Genomic DNA, 14192 nt, shown 5'->3' with positions numbered 1-14192 from the left:
TGGTCTTCTCTGCTTTAAATCGTCTGACTTTTTTCAGAAAGATATTTTTGATGAAAAGTCCGCGAAATACTGGTTGATTTATGATAAAATAAAGTGTTGTAGATAAACTATCCAAGATTGTTAAAGGAAGAGTATGCGTAAAGATATTTCACCTGAATTGTATAATTATAATAAATTCCCAGGACCGGAGTTTAAACAGATTGACAGCAAGATTGTTGCAGAAAAATTCGAGTTTGAATTGATTGAGAATTATAAGGAAGGCTTTGACTTGACTGCCTTTCATCAGCGTTTTTCAGAAATTCTCACCAAGTTTGACTATATTGTCGGTGACTGGGGCAATGAGCAGCTGCGCCTGCGTGGTTTTTACAAGGACGAGCGGGCTAATGAAAGCGATGAGAAAATCAGTCGCTTAGAAGACTATTTGCTGGAGTACTGCAGCTACGGCTGTGCTTATTTTGTCTTGGAAAATCCAAATCCCCAGCGCGCTTCCTTTGATAAGAAATCCCATGGCAAGAAAGAGGCAGAAGGTCAGTCAAAACGTTCTCGCAACAGTCGTTCGGGCGGTCGTAATCGCAGAAGCGAGCGAGACCGAGACAGTCGTTCTAAAAGGGATAATAAGCGCTCCCGCAACAATTCCCAGCAAGACAGGCAGAAAAAGCAAAAAGACAGCAATCGCCATTTTGTGATTCGCCAGAATAAAGGAGAAAAATGAAACCATCTATTTATAGCTTAACGCGTCAGGAAATGATTGAATGGGCGGAAGCTCAGGGAGAAAAGAAATTCCGTGCTGCCCAGATTTGGGAGTGGCTCTATCGCAAGCGGGTCCAGTCTTTTGGGGAAATGACCAATCTATCCAAGGACTTAATTGCCAAGCTAAATGATCAGTTTGTCGTTAATCCGCTTAAGCAGCGCATTGTTCAGGAGTCAGCTGACGGTACGGTCAAGTACCTCTTTGAGCTGCCGGACGGTATGCTGATTGAGACGGTGCTCATGCGCCAGCACTATGGACTTTCAGTCTGTGTGACCACCCAAGTTGGCTGCAATATCGGCTGTACCTTCTGTGCTTCTGGCTTGATTAAAAAGCAACGCGACCTTAATAACGGTGAGATTGTAGCTCAGATTATGCTGGTTCAAAAGTATTTTGACGAGCGTGGTCAGGATGAGCGGGTCAGTCACATCGTGGTTATGGGAATCGGTGAGCCTTTTGACAACTATGACAATGTGCTCAAGTTTGTCCGGACGGTCAATGATGATAAAGGTTTGGCTATCGGTGCCCGCCATATCACGGTTTCGACTTCAGGACTGGCGCATAAGATTCGTGACTTTGCCAATGAAGGTGTGCAGGTCAATCTAGCTGTATCCCTCCATGCCCCGAATAATGATCTGCGGACCAGTATCATGCGGATTAACCGGTCCTTCCCTATCGAAAAGCTTTTTGCAGCTATTGAATACTATATTGAGACGACCAACCGCCGGGTGACCTTTGAGTACATCATGCTCAATGAAGTCAATGACGGGGTAGAGCAGGCCAAGGAGCTGGCTGAGCTGCTCAAGAACATTAAGAAACTGTCTTATGTCAATCTCATTCCTTACAACCCCGTTAGCGAGCACGACCAATACAGCCGCAGTCCCAAAGAGCGCGTGATGGCCTTCTACGATACCCTCAAGAAAAACGGAGTCAACTGCGTGGTTCGTCAGGAACATGGAACGGATATTGATGCAGCCTGCGGTCAGCTGCGTTCCAATACTATGAAGCGGGATCGCGAGAAAGCATTGGTAGAAAATGTTCAGCCTTAAGAACTATCTGACTTCAGCCGGTGAGCTGACAGCTAAGGGACGGAAATTGCTGGTAGGGGGAAGCTGGCTCTATTTCTTGATGCTTTGCATTTTGTGCTTTATTCCTCAGGTGCCAGAGCCAGGAATGGAAACGCCGGGAATCCAGTATTTTGGCCGAATAGTGGTTTTGTTAATCCCTTTTAATTCCTTTGTCAATATTGGCGAGATTACTTCTTGGCTCCAGCTGGTCAAGGTCTTTATCCAAAATCTAGCCAATATCTTTCTGCTGTCGCCCTTAATCTTTCAATTGCTTTACCTCTTTCCGAAATTGCGGAAGACCAAGAAGGTTGTATGGCTGAGCTTTGGGATGAGTCTGTCTATCGAAGTGACTCAGATTCTGCTGGATCTTCTTATCAACGCCAATCGAGTTTTTGAGATTGATGATCTCTGGACCAATACTTTGGGTGGCTATCTGGCTTGGCGGGCTTTTCAGCTTGGTCAAAAAATCTGGAAAAATCGCCAAGGCGACGCTTTCAAAAGAGATTAGCGAGAGAAAGGTTCGGGTTTGGGAGAAAAAATTAAATTTTTTCTTGACAAGAAAAAGGGAAAGGCCTATAATAAAATAAATCATCAGAAAAGTAATAATTTTTTCTACTTTCAGGGAGCCTGTGGTTGGTGGAAACAGGCAGTGGAAGGTTATGAAGTGGGCTGATGGAAAAAATGAATTTGAAGCAATAAAAATTCGGTGAGCACACCTTACAGTGCAGCTTGTTGTTAGACAAGACAGAGATATGGAGGCAGTCTATACTTTGCTCCATAATTGAGGTGGCACCGCGATTTTACGCCCTCACACAGAGTTTTTTCTGTGTGTGGGCTTTTGTTTTGTTTGAAAATAAAGAAAAGAGGCAAATAAGATGACAGAAACTAAAGGATATTTTGGACAATTCGGCGGCTCCTTTGTACCAGAGCCTATCCAAACCTTGCTGGATGAATTGGAAGTGACTTTTGAGAAGTATAAGGATGACCCAGAATTTTTAAAGGAATACCGACATTATTTGGCGGATTATTCAGGTCGGGAAACCCCGCTCTACTTTGCAGAAAGTCTGACCCAGCATCTGGGTGGAGCGAAGATTTATCTGAAGCGGGAAGATCTCAATCATCTAGGCTCGCATAAGCTCAATAATGTTTTGGGGCAGATTCTTCTAGCTAAGCGCATGGGCAAGACCCGAGTCATCGCTGAAACTGGAGCTGGTCAGCATGGTGTAGCAACTGCGGCAGCCGCAGCTAAGTTTGGTATGAAGTGCGATGTTTACATGGGTGCAGAGGATGTAGAACGCCAGCGCCTCAATGTTTTCCGCATGGAAATGATGGGTGCGACTGTTCATGCTGTGGAAACAGGCACCAAAACCCTCAAGGATGCTGTGGATGCAGCCTTTGGAGCTTGGATGAGTGATTTGGAAGCCTTCTATGTTTTGGGTTCGGCTGTCGGACCTCACCCCTATCCGACCATTGTCCATGAGTTCCAAAAGGTGATCAGTGAAGAATCACGCCGTCAGATTTTGGACAAGGAAGGTCGCTTGCCAGACTATGTTATTGCCTGCGTAGGCGGTGGCTCCAATGCTATCGGTGCATTCTCTCAGTATGTGGCAGATGAAGAAGTTAAGTTAGTGGGAGTTGAAGCGGCTGGACGGGGTCTTGACACAGACCAGCATGCAGCGACCATGACCAAGGGAAGCGTCGGAGTAGTGGACGGTATGAAGACTTACGCTGTCTTTGCTGAAGATGGTCAGGTAGCACCGGTTTACTCCATTTCAGCAGGCTTGGACTATCCTGGAGTTGGTCCCGAACATGCTTTCTTTAAAGATTCTGGTCGAGTAGAATACGTAGCCGCGACAGATGATGAAGCTGTGGATGCCTTGCTTCTCTTGACACAAAAGGAAGGAATTTTGCCGGCAATCGAAAGCTCCCATGCCATTGCTGAAGCTATCAAGAGAGCTCCGCAACTGTCATCTGACCAAATCATCATTATCAACGTATCTGGTCGTGGAGACAAGGATGTGGCAGCCGTTGCCGACTATCTAGAAAAACGAAAATAAAATACCCAGCAGAAGAGTAGTAACATCCCTCCTTTAAGAGAGTCTGTGGTTGCTGTAAACAGGCAGGAGAAGTTATGAAATGGGCTGTTGGAGTCAACATTTTGTCATTTAGTTGCTCTTTCATTACTTTGTTAGCATGGTTTGCTGTAAACCAGTATACTGACTTGCACTAAAAGGGATCTAAATGACTGTAAATAGGTAAATGAGATGTGGAGCCTGAAAACTCCATAACTGAGGTGGCACCGCGATGACACGCCCTCACAGGATGAACTGTGCGGGCGTTTTTCTGTAGTTCTGGAGCAAGTTATATCAGTGAACAGGTGCTATCTGTTCTTGCGAATGAAGTCATAACTAGCAGATTGCTCCTCCTAAAACGCGTCTGATTTAAATAGAAAGAAAAAATATGCAAAAGATTTTACCAGCTGATATTTTATCACCGATTCTGGCTTATATGCGGATTCAGGGCGACCACAAGGTGATTTTGGAGAGTATTCCGAGAGATAGCGAAACAGCCCGCTTTTCTATCCTAGCCTATAATCCAGTCTTTGAAGTTCGCTATGAAAATGGCCGTTTAACAAAGAATGGGCAAGTAATTGAGGAAGATCCCTTGGACTATCTTCATGAGTTGGCCGTAAAAAAAGGCCATCATTCAGACCTGCCTTTTGGTGGTGGAGCCATCGGTTTTGTCGGCTATGATATGATTTCACTCTATGAGGAGATTGGCCAGATTCCAGCTGATGTGATTGGAACGCCGGATATGCACTTTTTCGTTTATGAGAGTTACATAGTTTTTGATCATAAAAAAGATAAGGTCTATATCCTTGAGGAGGCGCTCTACAGTGATAGAAGCGAAGCTGATTTGGCTACTAGTCTGGAGCGAATCATGACTGAGCTGGCGCAGCCTGCAGCAGATGAATTTTCACCACTGGAACTGTCCAGTTTGAACTTCCAGAGTCACATCGAGCAGACAGCTTTTGAAAAAATGGTGGAGGAAGCGCGCAGCTTGATTCGGCAGGGAGATATGTTCCAATGTGTGCTCAGTCAGCGTTTTTCAGCAGAGTATTCTGGTAGGCCACTGGATTACTATCGCAATCTGCGTGTGACCAATCCTTCCAACTATCTCTACTTTTATGATTTCGGAGATTATCAGATTATCGGAGCCAGCCCAGAGAGTCTAGTGTCTGTCAAGCAGGGTCAGGTTACGACCAATCCTATCGCTGGGACCAGACCGCGTGGGAAGGATGAGAGAGAGGATAAAGCCTTGGCAGAGGAGCTGCTGGCTGACGAGAAGGAAGTGGCGGAACACCGTATGTTAGTTGATTTGGGGCGTAATGATATCGGTAAAATTGCCCAGAATAACAGCGTGGAAGTCACTAAGTACATGGAAGTGGAGTATTTCCGCTATGTCATGCACCTGACCAGTGTAGTTCGTGGTCAGCTTTTGTCTCAACTGACGGCCATGGATGCACTCAAGTCAACCCTGCCGGCCGGCACCGTCTCGGGCGCGCCTAAGATTCGGGCCATGAAGCGAATCTATGAGCTGGAACAGGAAAAACGTGGCGTGTATGCGGGGGCTATCGGCTATCTGTCTGCGACAGGGGATATGGATTTTGCCATTGCTATCCGAACCATGATTTTGAAAAATGGCAGAGCTTACGTTCAAGCTGGAGCGGGTATTGTTTATGACTCGATCCCTGTCAACGAATACCAAGAAACCATCAACAAAGCCAAATCAATGACCAAGATAGGAGAGATGCAATGATTTTATTGATTGATAATTATGATTCTTTTACTTACAATCTAGCCCAGTATATCGGCAATTTCGCAGAAGTCAAGGTCTTGCGAAATGATGATGCAGGTCTTTATCAAGCGGCAGAAGAAGCGGATGCCTTGGTTCTGTCTCCGGGTCCAGGCTGGCCAGCAGATGCAGGACGGATGGAAGAGCTTATCCGCGATTTTGCTGGTAAAAAGCCGATATTGGGGATTTGCTTGGGGCACCAAGCCATTGCAGAAGTATTTGGCGGAAAGCTAGGTTTGGCTCCCAAGGTCATGCACGGCAAGCAAAGTGTTCTGCGCTTTGAGGGTAAATCTCCTATCTATGAGGGGCTAGAGGATGGGCAGCCAGTCATGCGCTATCATTCGATTTTGATTGAGGAGATGCCAGAGGACTTTGAAGTGACAGCTCGAGCGGTTGATGACAACTCAATCATGGCTATCCAGCATAAGAGCTTGCCCATTTATGGTTTTCAGTATCATCCAGAAAGCATTGGCACGCCGGACGGCTTGTCGTCTATCAAGAATTTTATCGACTTAGTAAAGTAAAGGAGGATATATGAAAGAGATTATTGCAAAACTAGCTGATTTTAAGGATTTAAGCAGAGCTGAGATGACAGATGTGATTGAGCGTATTGTCACCGGACGGGTGACAGAGTCTCAAATTGTAGCCTTTTTACTGGGACTCAAGATGAAGGGGGAGACGATTGAGGAACGAACGGCTTTGGCTCAGGTAATGCGAGGCCATGCTAAGCAGATTCCGACCACTATTCGCACTGCTATGGACAATTGCGGTACCGGCGGAGACAAGTCTTTCAGCTTCAATGTTTCGACTACAGCAGCTTTTGTACTGGCAGGTGGCGGGATTAAGATGGCCAAGCACGGCAATCGCTCCATTTCTTCTAAGTCAGGTTCAGCTGATGTGTTAGAAGCTCTGGGTATCAATCTAGACTTGGACGCTGCTAGCTTGGGCAAGGTTTTTGAGCAGACAGGTATCGTCTTTCTCTTTGCAAAGAATATGCATCCGGCTATGAAATACATCATGCCAGCCCGGCTTAGCCTCGGCATTCCCACCATTATGAACCTAACTGGTCCGCTTATCCATCCCATGAGTCTAGAAACTCAGCTTTTAGGAACCAGTCGGCCGGATATACTAGAGAGTACAGCAGAAGTTTTGAAAAATATGGGCCGCAAGCGTGCGGTGGTCGTGTCAGGTCCAGATGGTCTAGACGAGGCCGGTCTTCATGGCCGTACCCAGTATGCTCTGCTGGAAAATGGGCAAATCAGTCTGCACAGCTTTCTGCCGTCAGATATTGGCATGGAAGAGATAGCTCTTGAAGCGATTCGTGGGGGCAATGCCAAGGAAAATGCAGAAATTCTGCTATCAGTCCTGCAAAATCAAGCCAGTCCTTATTTAGAAACGACAGTTCTGAATGCTGGATTGGGATTTTATGCTAATGGAAAATCAGACAGTATAGAAGAAGGAATAGCTTTGGCCCGCCAAGTGATTGCCAGCGGTGCAGCCTATGAAAAACTCAAGCAACTACAGGAGTATCAGAAATGAGTAAAGAATTTCTCCCAACCATTCTAAAGCAAAAAGAGCAGGAAGTGGCGGCTATGTCCTATGAAGAGCTGCAGCCCCTGCGCTCGACCTATTCTCTCTATAACTATCTCAAAAACCACCCTCAAGAGCTGCAGCTGATTGCTGAGGTCAAAAAAGCCAGTCCAAGTCTGGGAGATATTAATCTCGGTGTGAATATTGTGGAGCAGGCTCGCACCTATGAACGATGCGGTGCAGCCATGATTTCGGTCCTGACAGATGAGATTTTCTTCAAAGGACATCTGGATTACCTGAGAGAGATTTCCAGTCAAGTGACTATTCCAACCCTCGATAAAGACTTTATCATTGATGAAAAACAGATTGTTCGCGCCCGCAATGCCGGAGCGACAGTTATTCTCTTGATCGTGGCTGCCTTGTCTGAAAAACGGCTGCAAGAGCTCTATGATTTTGCGACGGGTTTAGGCTTGGAAGTTCTGGTCGAAACCCATAATCTGGCGGAGCTGGAAATTGCCCATAGAATAGGAGCTAGGATTATCGGTGTCAATAACCGCAATTTAGTCACTTTTGAGACAGATATCAATACAAGTCTCCAGCTGTCTGCCCATTTCAAAGATGACAGGGCTTACGTATCAGAGTCGGCTATTTTCAGCAAGGAAGATGCTGAGCTGGTAGCTCCTTATTTCCATGCGGTTTTAGTCGGAACTGCTTTGATGCAGGCAGAGGATGTGGCAGAAAAAATCAAGGAGCTGAAAATTGACAAAGGTTAAGATTTGCGGCTTATCAACGGCCAGCGCTGTGGAGACGGCATGCAAGGCTGGTGCAGACTACATTGGTTTTGTTTTTGCTGAGAGCCGTCGGAGGGTTAGTTTGGAGCAAACTCAGAAGCTAGCTGCCTTGGTGCCGCCTGCTGTCCGAAAGGTGGGAGTTTTCGTCTCTCCTAGCTTGTCGGAGCTGCAGGAAGCTATTTCAGTGGCAAATCTGGATTTGGTGCAGATTCATGGCGATTTTGATGAAGAACTTCTGACACAGATTGGCCGACCGGTTATTCGAGCTTATCAGGTCAAGGGAGTGTTAAAAGATGTCTGCCAACAGTCGGACTACCTGCTCTTTGATGCACCACTTGCTGGTAGTGGTCAGACCTTTGACTGGCAATCTTTTGACAAGAATCAAATCCACCAGCCCTTCTTTATCGCTGGTGGTTTGAATGCAGGAAATGTCCGAGAAGCTATTCAGCACTTCGCACCTTACGCAGTTGATGTCTCAAGCGGGGTCGAGACGGATAGCCAGAAGGATTTAAAAAAGATAAAAGAATTTATAGAAAGAGTGAAACATGGCATATAATCAACCCAATCAAGAAGGATTTTATGGTGAGTTTGGCGGGCGCTTTGTTCCCGAAACGCTGATGACAGCAGTTTTGGAATTGGATAAAGCCTACCGTGAGAGTAAAAAAGTCCCAGCCTTTCAGGCTGAGCTGGACGAGTTGCTGAAGCAGTATGTAGGGCGAGAAAATCCTCTCTATTTTGCTAAGAATCTAACAGCCTATGCTGGCGGTGCTAAGATTTATCTGAAGCGGGAAGACCTCAACCATACCGGGGCTCATAAAATCAATAATGCCTTAGGACAAGTCCTATTAGCCAAGCGGATGGGCAAGAAGAAAATCATTGCGGAGACTGGTGCAGGTCAGCACGGAGTAGCCACGGCCACAGCTGCAGCCCTTTTTAACATGGATTGTACTATCTACATGGGCGAAGAAGACGTCAAGCGCCAAGCTCTTAATGTCTTTCGGATGGAACTTCTTGGAGCCAAGGTGGAGTCTGTGACCGATGGCTCTCGAGTCCTCAAGGATGCAGTCAACGCTGCCTTGCGAGCTTGGGTGGCTCAGGTGGATGATACTCACTATATTATGGGCTCAGCTTTAGGACCTCATCCTTTCCCAGAGATTGTCCGCGACTATCAGAGCGTGATTGGGCGTGAGGCCAAGCGCCAGTTTGCTGAGCAAAATGCAGGTGCCCTGCCAGATGCTTTAGTAGCCTGCGTTGGCGGTGGTTCCAATGCTATTGGACTCTTTTATCCCTTTGTAGACGATAGTACAGTGGCTATGTATGGAACAGAAGCAGCTGGGCGGGGCGTGGATACAGATGAACACGCTGCGACCTTAACCAAGGGCCGGCCGGGTGTTTTGCACGGTGCCTTGATGGATGTCTTGCAGGATGAGCAAGGGCAGATTCTGGAAGCTTTCTCTATCTCTGCTGGGCTGGACTATCCGGGCATCGGTCCTGAACATTCTCATTTTAATGCTATCAAGCGCGCCACTTATGTCCCAATCACAGATGAAGAAGCCTTGGAAGCCTTCCAGCTCCTGTCTCGTATCGAAGGGATTATCCCTGCTCTAGAGTCTAGTCACGCTATTGCTTACGCAGTTAAGCTGGCTAAGGAGTTGGGACCAGATAAATCAATGATTGTCTGCCTATCCGGCCGTGGTGACAAGGATGTCGTTCAGGTAAAGGAACGCTTGGAAAGAGAAACGGCTCAAAAAGGAGGTGCCCATGACTAAAACACTCACTCAGCATTTAGAGGCCGTCAAAAAAGCAGGTAAGGGAATTTTCCTTCCATATATCATGGCCGGTGATCACGAGAAAGGTTTGGCAGGATTAGCAGAAACTATCTCATTTTTGGAAAACTTGGGTGTGTCAGCCATTGAAATCGGTCTGCCATTTTCAGATCCTGTTGCAGATGGACCAGTGATTGAAGAAGCCGGTCTAAGAAGTCTGGGCCACCATACTTCGGCCAAGTCTTTAGTCGCAAGCTTGCAGAATTTGGACACTCAGCTGCCTCTCATTATCATGACCTACTTCAATCCTATTTTCCAGTACGGCCTTAAAGATTTTGTCAAGGATTTGGCTAGGACACCGGTTAAAGGATTGATTATTCCGGATCTGCCCTATGAGCACAGGGACTTTATTCTGCCTCTGCTGGAAGATTCAGATATCGCTCTAGTTCCTTTAGTGAGCCTTACGACTGGACTAGAACGTCAGCAGGAGCTAATTAAGGAGGCTGACGGTTTTATCTATGCTGTAGCCATCAACGGTGTGACAGGTAAGAGCGGAAGCTACCGCAATGATTTGGACCAGCATTTGAGCAAGCTCCATGATATTGCAGATATTCCAGTATTGACAGGTTTTGGCGTTTCAACTTTAGAGGATGTTTATCGCTTCAATCAAGTCTCAGACGGAGTCATTGTCGGATCTAAGATTGTCAAAGCTCTTCATGAAAAGGACGCCAGTATAGCAGCCTTTATCCAAGAAGCAGCAGCTTATAAGAAATAAAGAAGAAAATGAGGTTCGATAGAAAGAACCTCATTTTCTTTATTTGATATCAATAATTGTACCGTCTCCTATGTTAATTCCTTTAGGAGTAAAGGTTTTTAAAGCATTTTTCGCAATGATTTGAGTTGATGCGGTATCCACAACTCCGCCTATAAGAGCACCAGCAATAGGAACCATTTTTCCTAAATTCACAGCTCCTTTAGTCCCAAATTTGGTTACCAATCTAAAACCAACCGCCTGATTAATTTTTGTTAGTACTTTCCCAGGGATTTTTTTAATTACTCCAGTTGCCATTTTATTTGCAATAATAATTCCAGCTTTCTTTGCAATATCAGCAACAGATGTTCCAGTTAATGAAGCATAAACAAACGTTTGAACTTGATCACTCTTTAAATCGTATCCTCTCATATAAGCTATAGTAGCAATCATTCTCATTTGAACTAAAATAACAGAAGTTATATTGGCTGGAATAGTTACCGGCATTGTTAATATTCCCCCAAATCCAGTAACGAAACCAGATATTCCGGCTTTTGAAGTTTGATAAGTAATCATCTTTGAAATTGCAGTCTCTATATCATCATGCTTCAAATAATCAGCAGCTAGTTCTTCTATAGTCTTTTGACCAGGGATACCATTAATTGTAGTTTCATAAGTCCAGTCAAGAACTTTTAACATCGATTTTTCATCAATGTTAGGCATTTTTAATTTTGATTTTGGTAATTCTAATTTCATAATAAAATCCTCTTAATAAATAATCTGCTTTCATTATATAGTACTTTTACGAATTACACAATACATTTAAAAATTAAAACAGCAAATACACCAAACAAAAGACAAGGCACAAATGCTAGCCTGTCTTTTTTCTTTTTAAAGCAAAAACAGGCGAGACCGGAGAAGCTAGCGATTTGGATAAGAATGAGAATTTCTGTTAGGCTAAAAATGGCTGAGCAGGACGCCAGAAAGAGAAAGTCTCCAGCGCCGATGTAAAGATTATAAAAGAAGGCTAGAAGTCCTAGGGCTAAAAAGAAGAGTACGAGAAGATTGACGCTCGCTGTCATCATCAGCAAAAGCTGGAAAACCAGCCAGACCATCAAAGGGTATTGTTGCTCTCTTTGATCGTAGATGGCTAGGGTCAAGCCCATGGTGAGTAGCAGGAGTTGACTGATGGAAATAGTGCCAAGCGAAGTTGCTAGAAAAAGACCGCCCAAGATACATTCAAAAAATAAATAGCGTAAGGGAATCTTGTCTCCACAGAAGCGGCAACGAAGAAGATTTAAGATTTGAGAAAAAATAGGAATCAAATCACGCGGGGCTAGTCTTTTCCCGCAGGCATTGCAATGGCTAGCTGGAGCGATGATAGACTGCTCTGGGAAGCGGTCGATGACCAAGCCTAGGAATGAGGCAAAGACAGTACCAACGATAAAAAAGTATAGGTGAATCATACTTATTTATTCGTAATTTTAAACAGAAAAATTCTGAAATTTTGCAACTTTTCTAATAAAGTCTTTTTTTGAAACTTTTGTCTTGACTTTCTTATTTAGAAACATTATAATTAAACCATAATCTAAAAAGATTAGAATCATTATAAATAAAAACGAGGTAAATACAATGACACAAGTAAAAAATGGTGCAGCAACTGACGTAGCAACTTTCAGCAATCAAAAGGCTTTGCCAAAGACTAAGGCTATTCTTAATCAAGTAGTGGCAGACCTTTATACAGCTCATATCGCTCTTCACCAAGTTCACTGGTATATGCGTGGCGCAGGCTTCATGGTTTGGCATCCAAAAATGGATGAATACATGGAAACTTTGGATACAACTTTGGATGAAGTCAGCGAGCGCTTGATTACACTGGGAGGCAAGCCTTATTCTACGTTAACCGAGTTTATCCAATACAGCAAGATCGAAGAAAAAGCTGGTGAATTCAGCAAGGATGTAGAAGAAAGCCTGGCGCGTGTGATTGAGATTTTCCGTTATCTGACAGGGCTTTACCAAGAAGCTTTGGATGTAACAGACGAAGAAGGGGACGATGTAACCAATGATATCTTTGTCGGTGCCAAGGCAGACCTTGAAAAGACTATCTGGATGCTGACAGCTGAAATTGGTCAAGCACCAGGTTTATAAAAAGTTATCCATGTCAAACAGAAAGGAAACAGGCTTTTCTTTCTGTTTTTTCATCTTGAAAAGCGCTGGAAAATCTGATAAAATATAGCTCATGAAAACCCTGTATGATGTTCAGCAATTTCTTAAAAGTTTCGGAATCATTATCTATATGGGCAAGCGCCTTTACGATATTGAGATGATGAAAATCGAGCTGAAGAGAATTTATGATGCTGGTCTAATGGATAAGCTAGCTTATTTTGAGGCAGAGGCTGTCTTACGCCGAGAACATCGCTTAGAGTTAGAATATTTAGAAAAGAAAAAGGAGACTTGAGATGACAATTTGGATTTTGTGGGCGGTACTTTTAGGAATAATTGGCTGGATGGGCTTTAATTATCTGCGCCTTCGTCAGGCAGCAAAAATCGTGGATAACGGGGAATTTGAAGACTTGATTCGCCAAGGGCAGTTGGTTGATCTGCGGGATCCATCTGATTTTCACCGGAAGCATATCTTAGGCGCTCGCAATATTCCATCTCAGCAGCTGAAGGATAGTGTCGGTGCACTTCGCAAGGACAAGGCTGTTCTCCTCTATGAAAATAGTCGTGGGCAGCGCGTAACCAATGCGGCTCTGTATCTGAAAAAACAAGGATTTAAAGAAATCTATATTCTTTCTTATGGGTTGGATTCTTGGAACGGCAAGGTGAAAGCTAGCTGATAAAACATTCATGAACGGATATAGGAATTAAGAAAAAAGCTTTATTTTTAAAGCTTTTTTTGTTTTACCAACTTTTCTTCAAATATTTTTTAATAATCCCTAATTCTTCTTGGTTTAAAGAACGGTAATCACCTGTTGCTAGGTCTGGGTCTAATGTAAAATCCCCAAACTGAATTCTCTTGAGATAAGTAACCTTAACACCAACTGCCAGAAACATCTTTTTGATCTGGTGGAATTTCCCCTCGGAAATCTTGACGGTAGCTCGGCTCAGACTAGAGCTGGTAGAGAGGATAGTGAGCTGGGCGGGCTGACGGATGGTGCCGTCTAAAAAGCGAATGCCTTCTTGAAAGGAAATTTTTTCCTGAGGGGTTAAAGGGCCATTGACTTCTACATAGTAAGTTTTTTCAACATGGTATTGAGGGTGCAGCAGTTGAAATCCCAAGGGACCATTATCGGTAATCAGAAGAAGCCCCTCAGTATCTCTATCTAGCCGTCCGATAGAGTAAAGATTTTCTTTCTCTACCTCCTTGTCCAGCAAATCCAGAACAGTCAATTTTTCAGCGTCGCGATTGGCAGAGACTGCACCTGTGGGTTTATTCAGCATGTAGTAACGGTGGACAGGACCGCTGACCTGTTTTCCTTGAAAAGTAATCTGCTGCAGGCCGGTGTCAACGTTTTGGCTGAGTTTGCAGGCGGGCTTACCATCCACAAAAATCTGTTTTTGTAAAAGGCTTTGTTTCATCTTTTTTCGGCTGATATGATTGGCAGCTAGCAGTTGGTCGAGGCGCATCTGTTTTCCTTGTTTTTTCTAAATCATATCATAAATTTTCAGGATAGGAAATGC

Annotated in this window: 17 protein-coding genes and 1 other annotated feature; of the genes, 14 read left to right on the top strand and 3 right to left on the bottom strand. The window is 44.4% G+C overall.

What is annotated here, in order from left to right:
* The first annotated feature begins 133 nt into the window (after positions 1-133).
* The 11 genes from MK370_RS04460 (at position 134) to trpA (ending at position 10532) form a co-directional block, all read left to right on the top strand.
* Complete coding sequence (locus MK370_RS04460) at positions 134-712, top strand: YutD family protein (protein ID WP_268684320.1); 579 nt, start codon at positions 134-136, stop codon at positions 710-712.
* Entirely contained in the window at positions 709-1797 is a 1089-nt protein-coding gene (gene rlmN, locus MK370_RS04455) for a 23S rRNA (adenine(2503)-C(2))-methyltransferase RlmN (protein ID WP_268684319.1), read from the top strand. Before MK370_RS04460 ends, rlmN begins: the two co-directional genes overlap by 4 nt.
* Entirely contained in the window at positions 1784-2323 is a 540-nt protein-coding gene (locus MK370_RS04450; protein WP_268684318.1) for a VanZ family protein, read from the top strand. Before rlmN ends, MK370_RS04450 begins: the two co-directional genes overlap by 14 nt.
* Positions 2324-2392: 69 nt before the next feature.
* Positions 2393-2628, top strand: a binding site (T-box leader).
* Between the two features lie 62 nt (positions 2629-2690).
* The gene (gene trpB / locus MK370_RS04445) at positions 2691-3872 is read left to right on the top strand and encodes a tryptophan synthase subunit beta (protein ID WP_268684317.1); all 1182 of its coding nucleotides are present in this window, start codon (positions 2691-2693) and stop codon (positions 3870-3872) included.
* A gap of 403 nt (positions 3873-4275) precedes the next feature.
* Positions 4276-5634, top strand: coding sequence for an anthranilate synthase component I (gene trpE / locus MK370_RS04440; RefSeq protein ID WP_268684316.1), 1359 nt, complete (start codon positions 4276-4278; stop codon positions 5632-5634).
* Entirely contained in the window at positions 5631-6194 is a 564-nt protein-coding gene (locus MK370_RS04435; RefSeq protein WP_268684315.1) for an aminodeoxychorismate/anthranilate synthase component II, read from the top strand. The genes trpE and MK370_RS04435 overlap by 4 nt, the downstream gene beginning before the upstream one ends.
* Positions 6195-6204: 10 nt before the next feature.
* Positions 6205-7209, top strand: a complete 1005-nt coding sequence (gene trpD, locus MK370_RS04430) for an anthranilate phosphoribosyltransferase (RefSeq protein ID WP_268684314.1) — start codon at positions 6205-6207, stop codon at positions 7207-7209.
* Entirely contained in the window at positions 7206-7973 is a 768-nt protein-coding gene (trpC, locus tag MK370_RS04425) for an indole-3-glycerol phosphate synthase TrpC (protein WP_268684313.1), read from the top strand. Before trpD ends, trpC begins: the two co-directional genes overlap by 4 nt.
* Entirely contained in the window at positions 7960-8547 is a 588-nt protein-coding gene (locus MK370_RS04420; RefSeq protein ID WP_268684312.1) for a phosphoribosylanthranilate isomerase, read from the top strand. The genes trpC and MK370_RS04420 overlap by 14 nt, the downstream gene beginning before the upstream one ends.
* The gene (gene trpB, locus MK370_RS04415; RefSeq protein ID WP_268684311.1) at positions 8537-9760 is read left to right on the top strand and encodes a tryptophan synthase subunit beta; all 1224 of its coding nucleotides are present in this window, start codon (positions 8537-8539) and stop codon (positions 9758-9760) included. Before MK370_RS04420 ends, trpB (MK370_RS04415) begins: the two co-directional genes overlap by 11 nt.
* A complete protein-coding gene (trpA, locus tag MK370_RS04410; protein ID WP_268684310.1) occupies positions 9753-10532 on the top strand; it encodes a tryptophan synthase subunit alpha in 780 nt (259 codons plus the stop codon). The genes trpB (MK370_RS04415) and trpA overlap by 8 nt, the downstream gene beginning before the upstream one ends.
* A 39-nt stretch (positions 10533-10571) precedes the next feature.
* Here the strand turns inward: trpA and MK370_RS04405 are convergent, their stop codons facing one another.
* Positions 10572-11264 carry an EcsC family protein gene (locus MK370_RS04405; protein ID WP_268684309.1) on the bottom strand — a complete coding sequence of 231 codons (693 nt, stop codon included), beginning with the start codon at positions 11262-11264 and terminating at the stop codon, positions 10572-10574.
* A gap of 53 nt (positions 11265-11317) precedes the next feature.
* Positions 11318-11974: a prepilin peptidase gene (locus MK370_RS04400; RefSeq protein ID WP_268684308.1), complete on the bottom strand. Its 657-nt coding sequence runs from the start codon at positions 11972-11974 to the stop codon at positions 11318-11320.
* Between the two features lie 166 nt (positions 11975-12140).
* Here MK370_RS04400 and MK370_RS04395 point away from each other — a divergent pair, with 166 nt between their 5' ends.
* The 3 genes from MK370_RS04395 (at position 12141) to MK370_RS04385 (ending at position 13348) form a co-directional block, all read left to right on the top strand.
* The gene (locus tag MK370_RS04395; RefSeq protein WP_268684307.1) at positions 12141-12656 is read left to right on the top strand and encodes a Dps family protein; all 516 of its coding nucleotides are present in this window, start codon (positions 12141-12143) and stop codon (positions 12654-12656) included.
* A 91-nt stretch (positions 12657-12747) separates the two neighbouring features.
* Entirely contained in the window at positions 12748-12966 is a 219-nt protein-coding gene (locus MK370_RS04390) for a YqgQ family protein (RefSeq protein WP_002898045.1), read from the top strand.
* A gap of 1 nt (position 12967) precedes the next feature.
* Positions 12968-13348: a rhodanese-like domain-containing protein gene (locus MK370_RS04385; protein WP_002900929.1), complete on the top strand. Its 381-nt coding sequence runs from the start codon at positions 12968-12970 to the stop codon at positions 13346-13348.
* A 64-nt stretch (positions 13349-13412) separates the two neighbouring features.
* Here the strand turns inward: MK370_RS04385 and MK370_RS04380 are convergent, their stop codons facing one another.
* The gene (locus MK370_RS04380) at positions 13413-14138 is read right to left on the bottom strand and encodes a pseudouridine synthase (RefSeq protein ID WP_268684306.1); all 726 of its coding nucleotides are present in this window, start codon (positions 14136-14138) and stop codon (positions 13413-13415) included.
* Positions 14139-14192: the final 54 nt, after the last annotated feature.

It is taken from the genome of Streptococcus sanguinis, assembly GCF_026781265.1.
Classification (GTDB): domain Bacteria; phylum Bacillota; class Bacilli; order Lactobacillales; family Streptococcaceae; genus Streptococcus; species Streptococcus sanguinis_T.
The sequence above is the reverse complement of the archived record's forward strand: the minus strand, read 5'-3'. Positions and strand labels throughout refer to the sequence as shown.